This window comes from Verticiella alkaliphila, assembly GCF_018904615.1.
GTDB classification, from domain to species: domain Bacteria; phylum Pseudomonadota; class Gammaproteobacteria; order Burkholderiales; family Burkholderiaceae_B; genus Verticiella; species Verticiella alkaliphila.
The window spans coordinates 121,098-139,635 of the sequence record NZ_JADCNH010000006.1; the positions used below are offsets into that span (position 1 = coordinate 121,098).

Annotated in this window: 17 protein-coding genes and 1 pseudogene; 8 read left to right on the forward strand and 10 right to left on the reverse strand. The window is 67.0% G+C overall.

All coding sequences use genetic code 11. The features are described 5' to 3' along the window. The first annotated feature begins 23 nt into the window (after positions 1–23). Genes ygfZ through IMZ29_RS06670 form a run of 3 tightly spaced genes read left to right on the forward strand, consistent with a single transcriptional unit; the run spans position 24 to position 2,214 of the window. Positions 24–980, forward strand: coding sequence for a CAF17-like 4Fe-4S cluster assembly/insertion protein YgfZ (gene ygfZ / locus IMZ29_RS06660; protein ID WP_216181922.1), 957 nt, complete (start codon positions 24–26; stop codon positions 978–980). 54 nt (positions 981–1,034) lie between these two features. Continuing rightward, entirely contained in the window at positions 1,035–1,715 is a 681-nt protein-coding gene (locus tag IMZ29_RS06665) for a MarC family protein (RefSeq protein ID WP_216181925.1), read from the forward strand. 4 nt (positions 1,716–1,719) lie between these two features. Beyond that, positions 1,720–2,214, forward strand: coding sequence for a disulfide bond formation protein B (locus tag IMZ29_RS06670; RefSeq protein WP_371820143.1), 495 nt, complete (start codon positions 1,720–1,722; stop codon positions 2,212–2,214). A 39-nt stretch (positions 2,215–2,253) separates the two neighbouring features. Here the strand turns inward: IMZ29_RS06670 and cobA are convergent, their stop codons facing one another. From cobA to IMZ29_RS06710, 8 genes and pseudogenes are all read right to left on the reverse strand, one after another. Next, the gene (cobA, locus tag IMZ29_RS06675) at positions 2,254–3,027 is read right to left on the reverse strand and encodes a uroporphyrinogen-III C-methyltransferase (protein WP_216181928.1); all 774 of its coding nucleotides are present in this window, start codon (positions 3,025–3,027) and stop codon (positions 2,254–2,256) included. Further along, positions 3,027–3,545 (reverse strand): DUF934 domain-containing protein, encoded by a 519-nt coding sequence (locus tag IMZ29_RS06680; RefSeq protein ID WP_216181931.1) that lies wholly within the window; start codon positions 3,543–3,545, stop codon positions 3,027–3,029. The genes cobA and IMZ29_RS06680 overlap by 1 nt, the downstream gene beginning before the upstream one ends. Continuing rightward, entirely contained in the window at positions 3,538–5,277 is a 1,740-nt protein-coding gene (locus tag IMZ29_RS06685; protein ID WP_216181934.1) for a nitrite/sulfite reductase, read from the reverse strand. Before IMZ29_RS06685 ends, IMZ29_RS06680 begins: the two co-directional genes overlap by 8 nt. 164 nt (positions 5,278–5,441) lie before the next feature. Then, a complete protein-coding gene (purF, locus tag IMZ29_RS06690; RefSeq protein ID WP_216181937.1) occupies positions 5,442–6,902 on the reverse strand; it encodes an amidophosphoribosyltransferase in 1,461 nt (486 codons plus the stop codon). Positions 6,903–7,145: 243 nt separating this feature from the next. Further along, positions 7,146–7,630, reverse strand: a pseudogene (locus IMZ29_RS06695) (CvpA family protein); the annotation flags it as partial. After that, positions 7,627–8,598, reverse strand: coding sequence for an SPOR domain-containing protein (locus IMZ29_RS06700; protein ID WP_216181940.1), 972 nt, complete (start codon positions 8,596–8,598; stop codon positions 7,627–7,629). The pseudogene IMZ29_RS06695 and the gene IMZ29_RS06700, both read right to left, overlap by 4 nt. Further along, positions 8,567–9,877, reverse strand: coding sequence for a bifunctional tetrahydrofolate synthase/dihydrofolate synthase (gene folC, locus IMZ29_RS06705; protein ID WP_216181942.1), 1,311 nt, complete (start codon positions 9,875–9,877; stop codon positions 8,567–8,569). Before folC ends, IMZ29_RS06700 begins: the two co-directional genes overlap by 32 nt. 5 nt (positions 9,878–9,882) lie before the next feature. Next, positions 9,883–11,484, reverse strand: coding sequence for an ABC-F family ATPase (locus IMZ29_RS06710; protein WP_216181943.1), 1,602 nt, complete (start codon positions 11,482–11,484; stop codon positions 9,883–9,885). 207 nt (positions 11,485–11,691) lie between these two features. On the opposite strand from IMZ29_RS06710, the gene IMZ29_RS06715 reads away from it, so the two are divergent. Together IMZ29_RS06715 and IMZ29_RS06720 are read left to right on the forward strand one after the other, a co-directional pair. After that, positions 11,692–12,729: a Fe(3+) ABC transporter substrate-binding protein gene (locus IMZ29_RS06715; RefSeq protein ID WP_216181945.1), complete on the forward strand. Its 1,038-nt coding sequence runs from the start codon at positions 11,692–11,694 to the stop codon at positions 12,727–12,729. Next, positions 12,729–14,417: an ABC transporter permease gene (locus IMZ29_RS06720; RefSeq protein ID WP_216181947.1), complete on the forward strand. Its 1,689-nt coding sequence runs from the start codon at positions 12,729–12,731 to the stop codon at positions 14,415–14,417. The genes IMZ29_RS06715 and IMZ29_RS06720 overlap by 1 nt, the downstream gene beginning before the upstream one ends. Here the strand turns inward: IMZ29_RS06720 and pncB are convergent. Together pncB and panB are read right to left on the reverse strand one after the other, a co-directional pair. Then, positions 14,391–15,560: a nicotinate phosphoribosyltransferase gene (gene pncB, locus IMZ29_RS06725; RefSeq protein ID WP_216181949.1), complete on the reverse strand. Its 1,170-nt coding sequence runs from the start codon at positions 15,558–15,560 to the stop codon at positions 14,391–14,393. The two genes, IMZ29_RS06720 and pncB, sit on opposite strands and share 27 nt — an antisense overlap. 44 nt (positions 15,561–15,604) lie before the next feature. After that, positions 15,605–16,471, reverse strand: a complete 867-nt coding sequence (gene panB, locus IMZ29_RS06730) for a 3-methyl-2-oxobutanoate hydroxymethyltransferase (RefSeq protein ID WP_216181951.1) — start codon at positions 16,469–16,471, stop codon at positions 15,605–15,607. 170 nt (positions 16,472–16,641) lie between these two features. Between panB and IMZ29_RS06735 the strand changes: the two genes are divergently transcribed. The 3 genes from IMZ29_RS06735 to IMZ29_RS06745 all read left to right on the forward strand — a co-directional run bounded on the left by IMZ29_RS06735 (position 16,642) and on the right by IMZ29_RS06745 (position 18,527). Further along, positions 16,642–17,232: a biliverdin-producing heme oxygenase gene (locus IMZ29_RS06735; RefSeq protein ID WP_216181954.1), complete on the forward strand. Its 591-nt coding sequence runs from the start codon at positions 16,642–16,644 to the stop codon at positions 17,230–17,232. Between the two features lie 160 nt (positions 17,233–17,392). Continuing rightward, positions 17,393–17,716 (forward strand): ferredoxin FdxA, encoded by a 324-nt coding sequence (fdxA, locus tag IMZ29_RS06740; protein ID WP_216181957.1) that lies wholly within the window; start codon positions 17,393–17,395, stop codon positions 17,714–17,716. A gap of 10 nt (positions 17,717–17,726) precedes the next feature. Beyond that, complete coding sequence (locus IMZ29_RS06745; protein ID WP_216181960.1) at positions 17,727–18,527, forward strand: ferredoxin--NADP reductase; 801 nt, start codon at positions 17,727–17,729, stop codon at positions 18,525–18,527. The last annotated feature ends 11 nt before the right edge of the window (positions 18,528–18,538 follow it).

Consider the following 18,538-nt stretch of genomic DNA (forward strand, 5'->3'; position numbering starts at 1 on the left):
CCCTCCCTGCTGAATTCCCTCGCATGAACGCCTCCTTTCTGCCGTCGCTGCCCGCCGGTGTCCAGGCCGCTGCCCTCACCGACCTTTCCTTCGTCACTGCCAATGGCGTGGATGCCGTGCCCTTTCTGCACGGGCAGCTCACGCAGGACGTCCAGGGCCTCGCGCCGGATGCCGCTCGACCGGCGGCGTATTGCACAGCCAAGGGGCGCATCCTTGGCAGCCTGCTCGTGTGGCGAGACAGTGGCGACGGCGTCCAGGCGCTGCTGCCGGCCAGCACGGCGGCCGGTGTGGTGAAGCGGCTGCGCATGTTCGTCTTGCGCGCCAAGGTGGTACTGGCCGACGCTGCGGCAGGCATCGCGGGCGTGTGGGCCGACGCGCCTGACGCGGTGGCAGCTCTCGCCGCCCAGGTCCCCGGTCTGCCCACGTCCGCCTGGCAGCGCCTCACTACCCCCGAAGGCACGACATGGATCGCAGCGCCGTGCGCGGACACCGGCCCCGCAGGCCGGTGGTGGGTGATCGCCCCGGGCGCGGCGGTCGAGCCCACGCCGCAGGCCCTCGCGAGCTGGCATGCTCAGGACATCGCTGCCGGCCTGCCGTGGGTCGAAGCGGCCGCTCAGGAACTCTTCACCCCGCAGATGGTCAATCTCGACCTGCTGGGCGGTGTGAGTTTCACCAAGGGTTGCTATCCCGGGCAGGAGATCGTTGCGCGAAGCCACTACCTGGGCAAGCAGAAGCGCCGCATGCTGCACGGACACGTGGATGCGATCGGCGCCGTTGCGGGCCAGGACGTCTTCGATGCGGTCCGTGGGGGCGAGCCGATCGGGCGCGTCGTGTCGGCCGCCGTGCTCGGCACCGCGGCGAGCCTGCTCTTCGAGGCACCGGCCGAGGCCGCCACGCAGGCGGATCTGCGGCTTGGCGCCCTCGATGGCCCTGCGATCCGTCTTGCCGACCTACCCTACCCGCTCGGCACGCCCGCCTGACATGCGGTCTGCTGACCTGCCCGACCCCCTTCCCGCCCTGGGCGAGATGGTGCCATGCCCATTGAGACGTACCTGATCGGTTTCGGCAAGAGCTTCCTCTTCGCCCTTGCCACCCTCCTCCCCATCCTGAATCCGACAGCCACCGCACCGGTGTTTCTGTCGCTCACCAGCGGTGCAACGACGGCGACGCGGGCAGTACTCGCCACGCGCATCGCCCGCAACGTGTTCCTGCTGCTCGGTGCAGCCATGATCGCGGGCTCGCCCGTGCTCAACTTCTTCGGCATTTCGCTCCCGGTGGTGCGACTCGCTGGCGGGCTGCTGGTGGCCACCACTGCCTGGCGGCTGCTGAACTCCACCGATGCCGGCGTGCAGCGGGCTGCCGAGTTCGCAGAAGGCTACACGCCCGAGATGGCCCGGCGACAGGCGTTCTACCCCCTCACCTTCCCGATTGCCTGCGGCCCTGGCTCGATCGCCGCGGCCATCACGGTGGGCGCGAGCCTGCATGATCCTCGCCTGTCACTGCGGGCCGTACATATCGCCGGCGCGCTGCCGGCCCTGGCCGTGATCGCCGTGGCCGTGTTCGTCTGCCTGCGCTTCGCCCTGCAGCTCCTGCGTCCGCTGGGCGAGACGGGCACCGCGGTGTTCATGCGCATGACCGCGTTCATCCTGCTCTGCCTGGGTGTGCAGATCATGTGGGATGGCGTCTTCGAGCTTTTCAACCAACTGATGCGGTGACCCCGTGACCTCCTTTCTGACCCGCGACCGTGCGTTGGCCATCCTGGCCCTCGCGAGTGCCGGCGCGTTCCTGTTCGCCCTCTTCTCGCAGCATGTGCTAGGCATGCAGCCCTGCGCCTGGTGCATCCTGCAGCGCATGATCTGCGTCGCGATTGCGATCGTGGCGGGCATCGGCTGGCTGGCCCGCCGATCCGGGGGCCTGGCGAGCCTGTGCCTGGCGGTGGGCTTCCTGCTCGGGATTGGCGGGGCCATCGCGGCCTGGTATCAGCACACGGTGGCCGCGCACGCGTTCACGTGCGATCTGAGCTTTGCGGATCAGGCGGTCACCCTGTCCGGTCTGGACATGCTGTTGCCGCAGGCCTTCGGCATCTACGCGACGTGCGCCGACAGCGCCGTCGATCTGCTCGGCGTGCGCTATGAGATCTGGACGCTGATCCTGTTCGTGGTGATGGCGCTGGTGGCGCTGATCGGACTCAGCCGCGGGCGACCTGCGGCGTAACGGAGAGCCTGGCCTGGACAGCGCGGCTGCCAGGCCGGCTCAGGCGGCGCGGTGGTGCGACCCCAGCCCCAGGTGCTCGGCGATATCCGCCCGCTGCTGCAGGCTCGAAAAGACGTCACCCAGCAGGATGAGCGCCGGTCCGTCACCCAGGCGCGCGGCCTCGGCCTCGAGTTGCCCCACGGTGGTCACGAAGACACGTTCGCGCGTGCCCAGGGTAGCGTTCTCGACAATGACGGCAGGCCGCGTGGCCGGCACACCGGCCACGAGCAGCCCCGCCGCGATCGCGCCCGCCTGACGGCCTGCCATGTACAGCACAGCCGTGTCGGCGGCCACGGCAGCCGTTGCCCAGTCGTGACCCGTCTCTCCCTTGCCCACGGCAGGCGTGAGCAGCATGACGCTGCGCGACACGCCGCGCTGGGTGAGGGATTGCTGCACGCTCGCGGCAGCCCCGAATGCCGCGCTGATCCCGGGCACGATCTCGACCGCGATGCCGGCATGGACCAGCGCGTCGATTTCCTCCTGCGCGCGACCGAACAGCATGGGATCGCCGCCCTTCAGACGCACCACCACCGTGTGGCGGCGGGCGGCATCGATGAGCTGCTTGTTGATGAAGGACTGCGCACTGGACGGACGCCCGCTGCGCTTGCCCACGGGCACGATGCGCGCCCGTTCGGCCAGGGCCAGGATCTCGGCCGGCACCAGGGCGTCGTGCAACACGATGTCCGCCTGCGCGATGAGACGCGCCGCGCGCACGGTGAGCAGGTCCGCTGCACCGGGACCCGCACCCACGAGGTAGACCCTGGGCCCGGACATCACGCCGCCTCGCCGGCAGGCTGCCGGTAATTGGGCTGATAGTTCACACTGAAGGCCTGCAGCTGTTGCTGGGCAAGCGCCGGGTCATGACCGGGCTTGACCGCAAAGCTGTCAAAGCCACAACGCGACAAATAGAAGACGGTGTCGATCAACACGTCGCCCACCGCGCGCAGCTCGCCTGTCCAACCGAGGCGGGTGCGCAAGAGTCGACCGCTGCTGAAGCCGCGACCGTCCGCGAAGGCAGGAAAATCCACCGCCACGACCGACACGCCGTCCAGACGCCCTTCCAGCGTCATGACGTCGTCTGCCGGCGCGATGAGAATCCCCACCGGCTCGCCACGCGCGCGCAGTGCGGCATCGTGCGCAAGCCACGTCGCAACGGGCACCAGCCACTTCGTGCCGGCAGCAGGAAGCGCGTCGCCCGAGTCGGCAGGCACGAAGCGTTGCCAGTCGTCTGCCAGGATGCGTTCGGCCTGCACCACCGTGGGCGTGCCGCTGTCGATGATGGCTTCAGACATTCTCCGCCTCCTCACGGCGGCGCGTCGGCGCGTCGCCATAGACGTCTGCCTTGAAGGGATCGAGACCCACACGCTCGACCACATCGATGAAGCGCTCGGCGTCGCTGTCGCGCACGGTGAGATACGTCTTCACGAGTTGCTCCACCACGTCCGGCACCTGCTCGCGCGAGAAGGAACGACCGATGATCTTGCCGATGGCAGCACCACCCCCGCCCTTGGCAAAGACGTCCGAGGCGTCGAACGCCTTGCCCGGACCAGCGCTCTGACGACCGCCCAGCGTGACCTGGTACCACTCCTCACCCGCCTTGTCGACGCCGAGGATGCCGATGTGACCCACGTGATGGTGGCCACAGGAATTGATGCAACCCGAGATGTTCAGATCGAGCTCACCCACGTCGTAGAGGTAATCCAGATTGTCGAAGCGACGCTGGATGGCCTCGGCGACGGGAATGGCGACGGCATTGGCGAGCGCGCAGAAATCGCCACCCGGGCAGCAGATGATGTTGGTGAGCATGCCGATGTTCGGCGTGGCCAGACCTTGCGCGTCCAGCGCCTGCCACAGCGCGTGAAGCGTGTCGCGCTTCACGTCAGCAAAGACGATGTTCTGTTCATGCGAGATACGCATCTCGCCGTGGCTGTATTGATCAGCCAGGTCCGCCACGAGATCCATCTGGTCGGCCGTGATGTCGCCGGGAGGCACACCCGTGGCCTTGAGCGAGACGGTGACGGCGTTGTAGCCGGTCACCCGGTGCGGATGCACGCAAGTACGCACCCAACGGGCAAAGCGCGGATCCGCACCCGTCTGGGCCGACAGATCGACCTCAGGAAGGCCCTGTTCATACACCGTGCGCGAAAAGCGGCCGGCGATCTCGTCCAGGTGGGCTTGCGTGAGCGTGGTCGGGCCGTCACGCAGATGCGCCCACTCCGCAGCCACCTGATCCGCGTAGACCTCAGGCTTGAGCTCACGCACCAGAATCTTGATGCGGGCCTTGTACTTGTTGTCGCGCCGACCATGCAGGTTATAGACGCGCAACGCCGCTTCGAGGTAGCTCAGCAGATGCTGCCACGGCACGAAGGGATTGATGAGACTGCCCAGCACGGGCGTGCGGCCAAGACCGCCGCCGATCCACACACGAAAGCCGAGCTCGCCCGCGTCGTTGTGCACAGCCTGCAGGCCGATGTCATGAACGCCGACTGCCGCGCGATCATGCGTGGCGCCACTCACCGCGATCTTGAACTTGCGCGGCAGGAAGGCAAACTCCGGGTGCAGCGTGGACCACTGGCGGATCACCTCGCACCAGACGAGCGGGTCGACGAGTTCGTCGGGCGCGACGCCCGCGAAATGATCCGTGGTCGTGTTGCGGATGCAGTTGCCACTGGTCTGGATGGCGTGCATCTGCACCTTGGCGAGTTCGGCCAGGATGTCCGGCACGTCCTTGAGTTCAGGCCAGTTGAACTGGATGTTCTGGCGCGTGCTGAAGTGTCCATAGCCGCGATCCCAACGGCGGGCGATCGTGGCGAAGGTGCGCAGCTGCCGGCTGGCCAGCAGGCCGTACGGGATCGCCACGCGCAGCATGGGCGCGTGACGCTGGATGTACAGGCCGTTCTGCAAGCGCAGCGGCCGGAAATCATCGTCGCTCAGTTCGCCGCTGAGAAACCGGCGCGTCTGGTCACGGAACTGCGCAACGCGCTGGTCCACCAGAGCCTGGTCGGCGAGGGTGTAGTTGTACATGGATACGCCTGCTTGACTCGAATCCGTAAAGCGCCGCGGCCGGCCGGGCGTACTGCCGGGCCGGCCGCAGAGCCGTGATCAGGTCATTCTAGCCTAGGCCTCCTGCCGCACTAAACAACGATGCGGCATGAGCTCATGACCAAAAGAGCTAACGAACGGCGCTCTTATGCCGAATTGCGACGGTCCTCGACGCGACCGAGGAGTTCCGGCGTAACGTCGCCAGTAATGTAGTGACCGTTGAAGCACGAAGCTTCGAACTCGCGCAAGGCAGGGTTGATGTCGCTGATGGCGCGCGTCATGCCTTCGATATCCTGGTACACCAGCGCATCGGCACCGATGATCCGCGCCACTTCCTCGTCCGTACGGCCATGGGCGATCAGTTCCCCACGCGTCGGCATGTCGATGCCGTAGACGTTAGGGTAACGCACGGGAGGCGCTGCCGAGGCGAAGTACACCTTGTTCGCGCCCGCTGCCCGCGCCATGTCGACGATCTCGCCGCTGGTGGTGCCGCGCACGATGGAGTCGTCGACGATGAGCACGTTCTTGCCGGCGAACTCCACCCCGATCGCGTTGAGCTTCTGGCGCACGGATTTCTTGCGCACCGCCTGGCCCGGCATGATGAAGGTGCGGCCGACGTAGCGATTCTTGATGAAGCCTTCGCGATAGTCGAGATTCAGGCGCGAGGCGAGCTGCATGGCCGCCGGACGCGAGGAGTCGGGAATCGGCATGACGACATCGATGTCGCCGGCGTTGAGCTGGCGGGCCACCTTGTCTGCGAGGTACTCACCCATGCGCAGACGCGCGCCATAGACCGAGACGCCGTCCATCAGCGAATCCGGGCGGGCAAGATACACGTACTCGAACACACACGGCTTGAGCTGCGGGTTCTGGGCACACTGCCGGGCCGTGACCACACCCTCGAAGGTGTAGCACACCGCTTCGCCCGGCTGGATATCGCGCTCGAACGCGAAACCGGTGCCCTCCAGCGCGACGGATTCGGAGGCCACCATCCACTCGGCCCCCGCGTCCGACATGGCGCGCCCCATGACGAGCGGACGGATGCCGAACGGATCACGGAAGGCCACCATGCCGAAGCCGGCGATGACCGCCACGACGGCGTAGGCACCGCGCACCCGCTCGTGGACCTGGGCCACGGCACGGAACACGGCTTCCTCGTCGAGCGAGCCGCCCGCCGTGGCGCGCTGCAGCTCGTGCGCGAACACGTTGAGCAGCACTTCGGAATCCGAATTGGTATTGATGTGGCGGCGGTCGATCTGGAAGAGTTCGCGACGCAGCTCTTCGTGATTTGTGAGGTTGCCGTTGTGTGCGAACGTGATGCCAAAGGGCGCGTTCACGTACAGCGGCTGGGATTCCTCTTCGTTCTCGCTGGACCCGGCCGTGGGGTAACGCACCTGGCCGATGCCGGCATTGCCCGGCAGCGAGCGCATGTTCCGCGTGCGAAAGACATCCCGCACCTGGCCGCGCGCGCGGTAGGTGCTGAACATGCTGTCGCATGCCGTGGCGATGCCGGCGGCATCCTGACCACGGTGCTGCAGCAGCAGCAGGCTGTCATAAATGAGTTGATTGACGGGCGCATGCGCCACGACACCGACGATTCCACACATGGATGGCTCTCGACCCTATGCCCCGCCGGTTGGCAGGGCTTCACTGAATGCGCCGGCGGCCCAGGTCGGGCACGGCCGGTTCTGTTGCTCACGCCGCGGCGACATGCCACGGCACCTTCAAATCGCCTTCTCCTGCCCTGCCGGCGCGGCGGGCGTCGGCAAGGTCGGCAGCGTCGGCATGCCCGGCGAGGGAATGGCCCCGGGCGCCGGCAACGGCCGCGCACCTGGCTGCGGCGTGTAGGGATACGGTACCCACTGGCCCGCCTCGGGCGGCAGGCGATCCTTGACTGCCACCACGGCCTGCTCCAGCGGGCCGGACAGCAGCGCCTGGCGCCACCAGGCCTCTTGCGGCATCGGCGTGTAGCCCGCGGCGATCACCAGGATCACGAGGATCAGAAGCGCACGCGCCAGCCCGAAGACCATGCCGAGCCCGCGATCGGCGGGCGCCAGGCCCGTCGAGGAAATGAGCGTACCCAAGGCGACGTTGATGATGCCGACCAGCAGCAGGACTGCGAAGAAGACGCCCAAATAGGCGACCGCCATGCGCAACAGCCCTGTCTCGATATATGGGGTGAGTGCCTCGTAAACCCAGGGGCCCACCAGACGGCTGCCAAGAAGGCAGCCGCGAACGCAATGAGCGACAACACTTCGCGCACGAGGCCGCGCACGAGGCCAACCACGGTGGAAGCCAGCACGACGGCCAGCGCCACGAAGTCGAAACCGGTCACAGGGGCACCAGGCTACCGCTGTATCCGCCCGGCACGGAGCGCAACTTCGCTTGCGCACTTTCGGCCTGGCTGCGGGAGTTGAACGGGCCGAGTCTCACGCGATGCACCTGACCGTCCGGGGTATTGATGGATTCAATATAGGCGGTCAGACCCGCGCCACGCAAGCGCTGCAGGAGGGCATCGGCGCCTTCGCGGGAACGCACGGCGACGACTTGCACTGCGAAACGGCTGGAATTGCTGGCCGCAGCGGCACTGGAACCCCCGCTGGCGCTGGCGGGCGGCACGGGCTTGCCCTGCAGCAACGCCAGTGCACGGGCGGCTTCGGCTTCCTTCTGCGCCGCAGCGGCGTTGGGTTGCGGACGCGTCTCTGTGGTCGGTGGCGGCGCGGGCGGCGTCGTGCGTGACGGCGTGGCAGGCGGCGTGTTTGCCGGCGGCGTCCTCGGTTCCGCGGGTGTCGTCGGCGTCGTCGGCGGCATCTGCCGGTTTTCCTGACCCGGCAACGGCGTGATCGTGGCGATACTGGCGGGGACGCGGCCCTGGCCGTTCTGGCCCGGCACCCCGTGATCCTGACCGACCCTGCCCGCATCCGGCGATCCCGCAGGCTGCGCCGGATCCGGCGTGGCGCTGGGCGCGCCATCAGCGCCGATGGGCGTCGGCGGCGCCACGGGCGCCGTGGCCGTCAGGTTCGGCTGAAACGGTGTGTTCTGGCTTGGAATGGCGACCGGGACGTTCTCGGGCGGCGGTGTGCCTTCGCCATCCAGCACCATCGGCAGGACGACGACAGCGATGAGCACCATCGCGATGGCGCCCACCAGGCGCCGCCGAGCGCGCCGACGCAAGTCGTCGGCAGCGGACTCCTCGCGGGCGGCGGCGTTGCGGCGCCGGCCGGACGCGCCGGTCTCGGCCGCTTGGGATGACGACGGGACGTCGTCCTCGTCACCCTTTTGGTTGCGCGTAAAGAACCCCATGCGACAAGACCCCAGCGACAGTCAGAAACGAGCCAAAGACGACAATTCTATCACCGTCGGATGCCTTGCCACGGGCTGCCGCCAGGCCTGCGGCCGGGTTGTCACACACCGTCACCGATCGGTCATTGCCCTCGCCACCACCGGCCGCGCGCACCCGCTCGGCCAAAGCCTCAGCCGGCATGGCGCGCGGGCCCGGCAGCGCCACGCAATACCAGTGATCGACACGATCCTTCATGCGTTCGATGACGGTGTCCACGTCCTTGTCGCCCAGCATCCCGAACACCGCGTGGGTGTAGGGAAAAAACCCCATGTTGTCGAGATTCTGGCTGAGCACGGCGGCCGCGTGCGGGTTGTGCGCCACGTCCAGGATCAGGGTGGGCTGGCCCGGCACGATCTGGAACCGGCCGGGCAGCGTGGCTTGCAGCAGCCCTTGCCGCACGGCTTGCTGGGGCACCGGCAGACGGTGTTCCAGCGCCTCGAGCGCAGCGAGGGCGCCAGACGCGTTGAGCAGCTGATTGGCACCGCGCAGCGCGGGATACGCGAGCGCATTGCGACGGCGCGCCCGCCCGCCGTAGTTCCACTGCTGGCGATCGCCCGAATAATTGAAGTCACGCCCGAAGAGCCGTAGATCCGCGCCGATGGCTTCGGCGTGGTCGATGAGCGATTGCGGCGGCGACGGATCGGCACAGATGGCCGGGCGCCCTGCCCGGAACACGTGCGCCTTCTCTAGGCCGATCTTCTCGCGCGTGTCGCCCAGATACTCCATGTGATCCAGATCCACACTGGTCACGATGGCGCAGTCTGCATCGATGATGTTGACCGCGTCCAGCCGGCCGCCCAGCCCCACTTCCAGGATGGCCACGTCCAGCGACGACTCGGCAAAGAGCGAGAGGATCGCGAGCGTGGTGAATTCGAAGTACGTGAGCGAGATCTCGCCGCGCGCCGCCTCGACGGCCGCAAAGCGTTCGGTGAACTGGGCATCCGTGGCGAGCTGCCCGTTCAGGCGTGCGCGCTCGTTGAAATCCACCAGGTGCGGCGAGGTATACATCCCCACCCGGTAGCCAGCGGCAAGCAGGATGCCCTCGAGCATGGCGCAGGTCGAGCCTTTGCCGTTGGTGCCGGCGACGACGATGCTCGCGCACGGCAGCGCGAGCGCCATGCGCTCGGCCACCGCCTTCACGCGACCCAGGCCGAGATCGATCGGCTTGGCGTGCAGGGCTTCCAGGTACGCGAGCCAGTCCTGCAGGCTGGCGTTGGCGGCGGGCGGGGTGAGAGCCATGCGTGTCAGCCCTCGATGCCGCGCGAGGTGAGGTAATCCTCATAATTGCCGCGGTAGTCGACGACTTCACCGCCCGGCAGCACTTCGAAGATGCGCGTGGCCAGGCCCGAGACGAATTCGCGGTCGTGCGACACGAAGATCAGCGTGCCAGCGAACTTGTCGAGCGCGAGCTGCAGCGACTCGATGGATTCCATGTCCAGGTGGTTCGTGGGCTCGTCCATCAGCAGCACGTTGTGACGGCCCAGCATGAGCCGGCCGAACATCATGCGGTTCTTCTCGCCCCCGGAGAGCACCGACGGCTTCTTGGGCAGGTCATCGCTCGAGAAGAGCAGACGGCCCAGCGCAGCACGCACGGCCTGGTCTTCGTCGCCCGGCTGCGAGTAGTAGGACATCCAGTCGAAGAGATCCTCGCCGCGCTGGAATTCGCCCGAGACGTCCTGCGCCATGTAGCCGATGTCGGCATTCTCGGACCACTTCACCTTGCCCGCGTCCGGCTCGAGATTGCCGGCCAGCATGCGCAGGAGCGTGGTCTTGCCCACGCCGTTGGCGCCGATGATGGCGATCTTCTCGCCGGCTTCGACCATGGCGTTGAAGTTGCCGATCACGGGCTCGTCGTAGGCCTTTTTCACGCCTTCGACCTCCACGGCCTGGCGGTGCAAGACCTTGTTCTGCTCGAAGCGGATGAACGGATTCTGGCGCGAAGACGGCTTGACCTCGACCATCTCCGACTTGATCTTGTCGACCTGCTTCAGGCGCGAGGTGGCCTGGCGGGCCTTGGACTTGTTCGCCGAGAAGCGGCGCACGAAGTCCTGCAGCTCGATCACGCGTTCCTTGGCCTTGGCGTTCTGGGCCGACTGACGCTCGCGCGCCTGCACCGAAGCCAGCATGTAGTCGTCGTAGCTGCCCGGATACACCGTGAGCGTGCCGTAGTCCAGATCGGCCATGTGGGTGCAGACCTGGTTCAGGAAGTGACGATCATGGCTGATGATGATCATCGTCGAGCGGTACTGGTTCAGCACCCCTTCCAGCCAGCGGATCGTGTTGATGTCCAGGTTGTTGGTGGGTTCGTCCAGCAGCAGCACGTCCGGATTGGAGAAGAGCGCCTGCGCGAGCAGCACGCGCAGCTTCCAGCCCGGGGCGATCTCGCGCATCGGCAGCGTGTGCTGCTCGACCGGAAATTCCAGGCCGAGCAGCAGTTCGCCCGCGCGCGATTCGGCGGTGTAGCCGTCGTACTCGGCGAACTTCGCCTCGAGTTCGGCCGCGCGCATGTAGTCGTCTTCGGAAGCTTCCGGGTTCGCGTAGATCGCGTCGCGCTCGGTCATGGCCTCCCACATCTCTGTGTGACCCATGAGCACCACGTCCAGCACGCGCACGTCCTCGAAAGCGAACTGGTCCTGGCGCAGCTTGCCCAGGCGCGTGCCAGGATCCAGCGCCACGTTGCCCGAGGAGGGCTCCAGGTCGCCGCCGATGATCTTCATCAGCGTGGACTTGCCGCTGCCATTGGCGCCGATGAGGCCATAGCGGTTGCCGCCGCCGAACTTGGCCGAGATGTTCTCGAAAAGCGGCTTGGGGCCGAACTGGATGGTGAGATTCGAAGTGGAGATCACGGTGGCGGGAGCGCTCGGATTCAGGAAAAACCCCGCATTTTAGCAAGGCCGGCCTGTTCGAGCCGTGCGGCTCGGGAACCCAGCCCGACGATGGTGGTCCACGCAACGTCCGAAATGGTGCTGTATCTACGTATCATTCTCAGGTATTGTTTCGCCGCGCTCGCCCGACCGGGCGTGTGCGCCCTACCCTCCCCGACTGGAGACGCCATGGCTTTGCCTTCGTTCGCCCCCCTTGCCCTGCGCCGCGCCGTTCTTGGCGCTGCCTGCTTCTTTGCCGTCGCCGGCACTGCCGCTGCCGCCGAGGTGAACCTCTACACCACGCGCGAGCCCGGCCTCATCCAGCCGCTGAATGAAGCCTTCACGCAGAAGACGGGCATCAAGGTCAACATGATCACCTTGAAGGATGGTCTGGCCGAGCGTGTGGCCGCCGAGGGCGAGCGTTCGCCGGCGGACGTGCTGATGACGGTGGATTTCGGCAACCTCGTGGATTTGGTCGAGCAGAAGGTCACCCAGCCCGTCACCTCCGAAACGCTCAACGCCGCGATTCCCGCCAACCTGCGTGACCCGCAGGGTGAGTGGTTCGCCCTGTCGCTGCGCAGCCGCGTGCTCTACGCGGACAACGATCTGAAGCTCACGAACTTCACGTACGAAGAGCTCGCCGATCCGAAGTGGAAGGGCAAGCTGTGCATCCGCTCGGGCCAGCACCCTTACAACATCTCGCTCATCTCGGCCTACATCGCCCATCACGGCGAGGCCAAGACCGAGGAGTGGCTGCGCGGCATGAAGGCCAACCTCGCCCGCAAGGCTGCGGGTGGCGATCGCAACGGCGCGCGCGACATCCTGGGCGGCATCTGCGATATCGCGGTGGCCAATGCCTACTACGCCGGCCAGATGAAGAGCGGCAAGAGCGGCGACGAGCAAAAGACCTGGGGCGACGCCTTCAAGGTGGTTCAGCCCGTGTTCGAGAAGGGCGGCACGCACGTGAACGTGAGCGGTGCTGCCGTGGCCCGTCACGCGCCCAACAAGACTGCCGCCGTCCAGTACCTGGAGTACCTCGTCTCGGACGAAGCCCAGGGCATCTACGCCGCCGCCAACTACGAGTATCCGGTCAAGCCGGGCGCACCGGTCGATCCGCTGCTCCAGAGCTTCGGTGAACTCAAGGTCGACAACCTGTCGTTGAAGGACATCGCCTCGCACCGCCGCCAGGCCAGCCAGCTGGTCGACAAGGTCGGCTTCGACGACTGATGCGCGGGCGTGCCGGGAGGACCGGCTTCTGGCTTCCTGGCTCTGCCCTCATCGCGATCGCCGTGGTCGCGCCCATCGGGGCGCTGGCGATCGCGGCAGCTGGTGGGTCTCTCAACCACTGGCTGCACCTCGCGCAATCCGTGCTGCCCGCGGCGCTGCGCGACACTTCCGTGCTGCTCGCTGGCGTGGGCCTGATCGTGATCACGCTCGGCACGGCCTGTGCCTGGCTCGTCACGGCGTATGATTTTCCGGGCCGGCGCGCGCTCGCGTGGGCGCTGCTGCTGCCGCTGGCGATGCCCACCTACATCATCGCCTACGCCTACCTGGATCTGCTGCACCCCATCGGCCCCGTGCAGACCGTGTTGAGAGAGTGGCTGGGCTACACCAGCCCGCGTCAGTTCCGCCTGCCGGACATCCGCTCCATGACGGGGTGCATCGTCCTCCTGGGCTTCGTGCTCTACCCCTACGTCTACATCACCGTGCGCGCGGTGTTCCTGATGCAGGCCGCGAGCCTCGTCGAGGCGGCTCGCACGCTCGGCACCCGCCCCCTGGCCCTCTTTCGCCGCGTGGCGCTGCCCATGGCGCGCCCGGCCATTGCCGTGGGGGCGAGTCTCGCGCTGATGGAAGCCCTCAACGACGTCGGGGCGAGCGAGTTCCTGGGCGTGCGCACGCTCACCGTGGCGATCTACACCACCTGGATCACGCGCTCGGATCTGGCCGGGGCCGCGCAGCTGGCGCTCGCCATGATCTCGGTGGTGGTCATCCTGGTCGTCGCCGAACGCTGGGCACGCAAGCGCCAGCGCTATGCGGCCACGGCCAGCGCCCCGCGCCGCATGCAGCCGATTCCAGTGCGTGGCGTGCGCGGCCTCGTCCTGCTGGTCCTCGGTAGCCTGCCCGTGTGGATCGGCTTCGTGGCCCCGGTCGCCTATCTGGTGCACGCCGCCGTGCAACGCGTGCAGTTCGCCGGGTTCTCGCCCTATCTTCTCAAGGGGACGATCACCACGATCAGCCTCGCGCTGGCCGCGACGCTCTTCACCGTGGTGGGCGGTCTCATCGTGGCCTATGCCGTGCGGGTGCGGCCCGGTCGCCCCGCCCGGGCGCTGCAGCGTGTCGCCTCGCTCGGCTATGCCGTGCCGGGCACCGTGCTCGCGATCGGCCTGTTGAGCCCGCTGATGCTCGTGGACGGCCTCATCGCGGATGTCGCCGAGCACTGGTTCGGCGTCTCGATGGGCCTCGTGATCCTGGGCTCGGGTGCGGCCATCGTGCTCGCCTATGCGGTGCGATTTCTCGCCATCCCGGCGGGCAGCGTCGATGCGGGGCTATCGCGGGTGCCGGTGTCGCTCGATGCCGCCGCACGCACATTGGGCCACGGCGACGGCGCCTTGCTGCGGCGCGTGCACCTGCCCCTCTTGCGCCCGGCGCTGGCCGCCGCCGCCCTGCTCGTCTTCGTGGACTGCATGAAGGAGTTGCCGGCCACGTTGCTGCTGCGCCCGCTGAACGTCGATACGCTCGCCACGCTGCTCTACGCCGAGGCAGCGCGCGGGGCCTACGAGGACGGCGCCGTGGCGGCGCTTCTCATCGTGCTGGCCGGGCTGCTCCCCGTGGCCTTGCTCTCGCGCGTGGGCGAGGCCGCCCAACGGCGGCAGCCCGTCGCGTCACCGTCAGCGGATGTCGAACACCTGGCGTAGGTAGGCCAGGTAGGCCGGGTCGTCGCACATCGTCTTTTCGGGCGTGTCCGAGACCTTGGCCACCGGCTGCCCATTGCAGCGCACCATCTTCATCACGATCTGCAGCGGCGTGCAGCCCACATCGTTGGTCAGGTTCGTCCCGATACCGAAAGCGACCTGGCAGCGGCCCAGGAACCGCTTGGCGAGCTGGATGGCCAGCGGAAACGTCAGGCCATCCGAGAACACCAGGGTCTTGGTGTGCGGGTCGACGCGGTTCTGCCGATAGTGCTCGAGCATGCGCTCGCCCCAGGTGAAGGGCTCGCCGGAATCATGACGTGCGCCATCGAAGAGCTTGCAGAAGTACATGTCGAAGTCGCGCAGGAAGGCGTCGATGCCGTACACGTCCGACAGCGCGATCCCGAGATCGCCTCGATACTCACGGGCCCACGTTTCCAGGGCGAAGACCTGGGAATCCCGCAGACGCGGCCCCAGTGCCTGGCAGGCCTGGAGATACTCGTGGCCCATCGTGCCCAGCGGCTTGATGCCGTGGGTCATGGCGAAATAGACGTTGCTCGTGCCGGCGAAATTCTCGCCCATGTGGGCAACGAGCGTATCGATCACCTCGCTGTGCCAAGCCTTGGAGAAGCGGCGCCGCGTGCCATAGTCGGCCACCCGGAACTGCGCAAGCTCGGGGTCTTCGCGCACGAGGCGGATTTTCTCGGCGAGACGCCCGCGGGCTTCGTCCCAATCCGGGTTCTCGCAGGTGCGCCGGAAGTACACCTCGTTGATGATGGACAGGACCGGGATCTCGAAGAGGATCGTGTGCAGCCACGCCCCCTTCACGGTGATGTCGAGCTCGCCAGGGATGGCCGAGGGCATCACGGTGATGCACTTCTCGGGCAGGTGGAAGAGCCCCAGGAAGTCGATGAAGTCGCTTTTGATGAAGCGCAGGCTGCGCAGGTAATCGAGTTCGTCCTGCGTGAATCGCAGCTGGCACAGCGCGTGGATCTCGGCGCGGATCTCGTCCAGGCAGGGCACGAGATCCACACCGGCGTTGCGGCACTTGTAGCGGTATTCGACCTGCGCGGCAGGAAAGTGGTGGAGCACGACCTGCATCATGCTGAATTTGTACAGGTCGGTGTCGAGCAGCGAGGTGATGATCATGTCGTCAGGGCCGCGCCGCAAGGCGCTCGGCCGTCAGCCGGGGCTCAAGCCGCCGGCGGTGTCGCGGGGCGCTGGCCGCCGTAGGCAGCGGCATCGTCGCCGGAAAGCCCATACACATGGGCTGCGGCCGGAAAGCGCCCGTCGGCCACCTCCTCAGCGTACTGCCGGAAGGCGCGCTCGATGATGCCGCCCTCGCCTGCCGGCAGGTCTTTCGTGAAATCCTTCACGAAGCGCGCCGGCGAGGCGTTGAGCCCGAGCATGTCCTGCATCACCAGCACCTGGCCGTCGCAGGCCACGCTGGCGCCGATGCCGATGGTGATGGCGTGGCTCGTCTCGGCGATGCGCCGCCCGAGGCCCTCGGGCACGCCTTCGACGAGCACCATGGCCGCACCCGCGGCCTCCAGGACCTGGGCATCGTGCAGGATGCGATCCGCATCGCTCTGCGCCTTGCCTTGCACACGAAAGCCGCCGATGGCATGCACATGCTGGGGCAGGAGCCCCACGTGAGCGCACACCGGGATGCCGGCGTGGACGAACTGCCGCACGATGCCTTCGAGCTCGGCGCCGCCCTCGAGCTTGACCATCTGGGCGCCGGCCTGCATCAGGCGCACAGCGCTGCGCATCGCCTGGGCTGGGCTCTCGTGATAGCTGCCGAAGGGCATGTCAGCGAGCAGGAAGGCCTTGCGGGAACCGCGCGCGATGTTCGCCGTGTGATAGGCGATGTCCTCGACCGTCACGGCGAGCGTCGAATCCCGACCTTGCACGACCATGCCGAGCGAATCGCCCACGAGCAGACAATCGATGCCCGCGGCATCCATGACCTGGGCGAAACTCGCCTCGTAGCACGTGAGCATGGAAAGCTTGCGCCCGTTGGCGAGCGTCTTTCGTAATGTAGAGAGCGTTTGGCGCATGTCCCGTCTTGCGTCTTGCGGCGAAGGCCGTGGTTTGGCTTTTCGCGAACCATAGCACAACCGACTTGCCCGACCGGTGGGCGCGCAGACCGCAGTCAGCGGGCAGGCAGAGCGCAGTGCGCCGACATGCGCCACAATAGACGCTCGCTTTCCCGTCTCCGTGCCCTGCCATGCCTGCCCTCATCGACACCTCCACCCGCCTGTCGCAACGTCTGCGCGATGCGACTGCGGCCCAGCATGAGCGCATGCACCAGCAGATGCACGAAGCGCAGCCCTTCGCGGCGCGCGAGCGGTTTGCCGGCTTCGTGGCTGCGCAGTATGTGTTCCAGCGCGACGTGGAACATCTCTTTGACGACGCGTACGTCAAGGCGCAGGTGCCGGATCTCGCCGTGCGCGGCCGACTGGCGGCTGCCCAGGCAGATCTGGCCGACCTCGCGCGCGAGGTGCCTGACGACGCGATCGCCACGACGCAGGTGCAAGGCGCGCCTGCCCTGGGCTGGCTGTACGTGTCGGAGGGCTCGACACTCGGCGCGGCATTCCTGCTCAAGGAAGCCGAGGCCCGGCTCGGGCTGTCGGCCGACTTTGGCGCGCGCAATCTGGCGGCCTACCCGGAGGGACGCGGCGCCGTGTGGCGCCGCTTCGTGACGGCCCTCGACAGTGACGCGCTCTCGCGTACGGACGGCAATGACGTCATCGCGGGCGCGCACGCGGCATTCGAGCGCTTTGCCGCATTGCTCGCCAAGCACCTGCCCCGCGCGTGATGCCGCTCGCGCGGCCTGCGCACATCACGCGGGCACGCGCCCTGCGGGCGCTCTACCCGGTCCCGCGCAGGGTTTCCCCTGCGATGCCGGCGCGGGCACAGTAAACTACCCGGCTTTGCGCATTCCTGCGCCAGCCCCCTCGAAGATCCGGAGTGCCCAGATGACTCACGTCGTCACCGAGAACTGCATCAAGTGCAAATTCACTGATTGCGTGGACGTCTGTCCCGTGGACTGTTTCCGGGAAGGCCCCAACTTTCTCGTGATCGATCCCGACGAATGCATCGACTGTGCCGTCTGCATTCCCGAGTGCCCTGCCAACGCCATCTTCGCCGAGGAAGATGTGCCGGCGGACCAGGTGAAGTTCCTCGAGATCAACGCCGAGCTCTCCCGCGACTGGCCTGCCATCACCCGCACGAAGAAGCCGCTGGACGACGCCGACGAGTGGAACAACGTGCCCGGCAAGCTCGAGCACCTGGAGAAGTAAGCGAGGTCATGTGAGCGAGGACAAGTACACCGCCCAGACGATCACCTGGCTGCATACCTGGGTACCCGGCAAGCTGTTCTCGCTGCGCTGTACCCGCGACCCCGGGTTTCGCTTCGTGGCCGGTCAATTCGCGCGGCTGGGTGTTCGCCCCCAAGGTAGCGAAGAGATCGTCTGGCGCGCTTACTCCATGGTGTCCGCACCCTATGACGAGCACCTGGAGTTCTTCTCCATCGTGGTCGACGGCGGGCAGTTCACGAGCACCCTCGAACACCTGCGGCCGGGCGACACGCTCTATGTGGACAAGACGGCGTACGGTTTTCTGACCACCGATCGCTTCGCGCAGGACGTGCCCGCCACGCGCAGCCTCTGGATGCTCTCCTCGGGCACCGGGCTCGCCCCCTTCCTGTCCATCCTGGCGGATCTTCCGGTGTGGGAATCGTTTGGCCCCCTCGTCCTGGTGCACAGCGTGCGCACGCGCGAGGAGCTCGCCTACGCGGACCAGATCGCGGCCCTCGCGCAGCATCCGGTCATCGGCGAGTATCTTCAGGCAGATCCGACACGCCTGCACTACGTGCCGGTCGTCACCCGAGAAGCGCTGCCGGGCGTCTTGTCGCAGCGCATCACCACGCTGCTCGACAACGGCGAGCTCGAGCGCGCCGTGGGCTTGCCCCTGGACCCGGCCCGGGCCTGCGTCATGCTATGTGGTAACCCCGAGATGGTGACCGACCTGCGTCAGCGCGTGCAGGATCGCGGCTTTCGCGCCCCGCGCCGGGGCAACCCGGGAAATCTCGCCGTCGAGAATTACTGGTAGAAAGCCGGGTT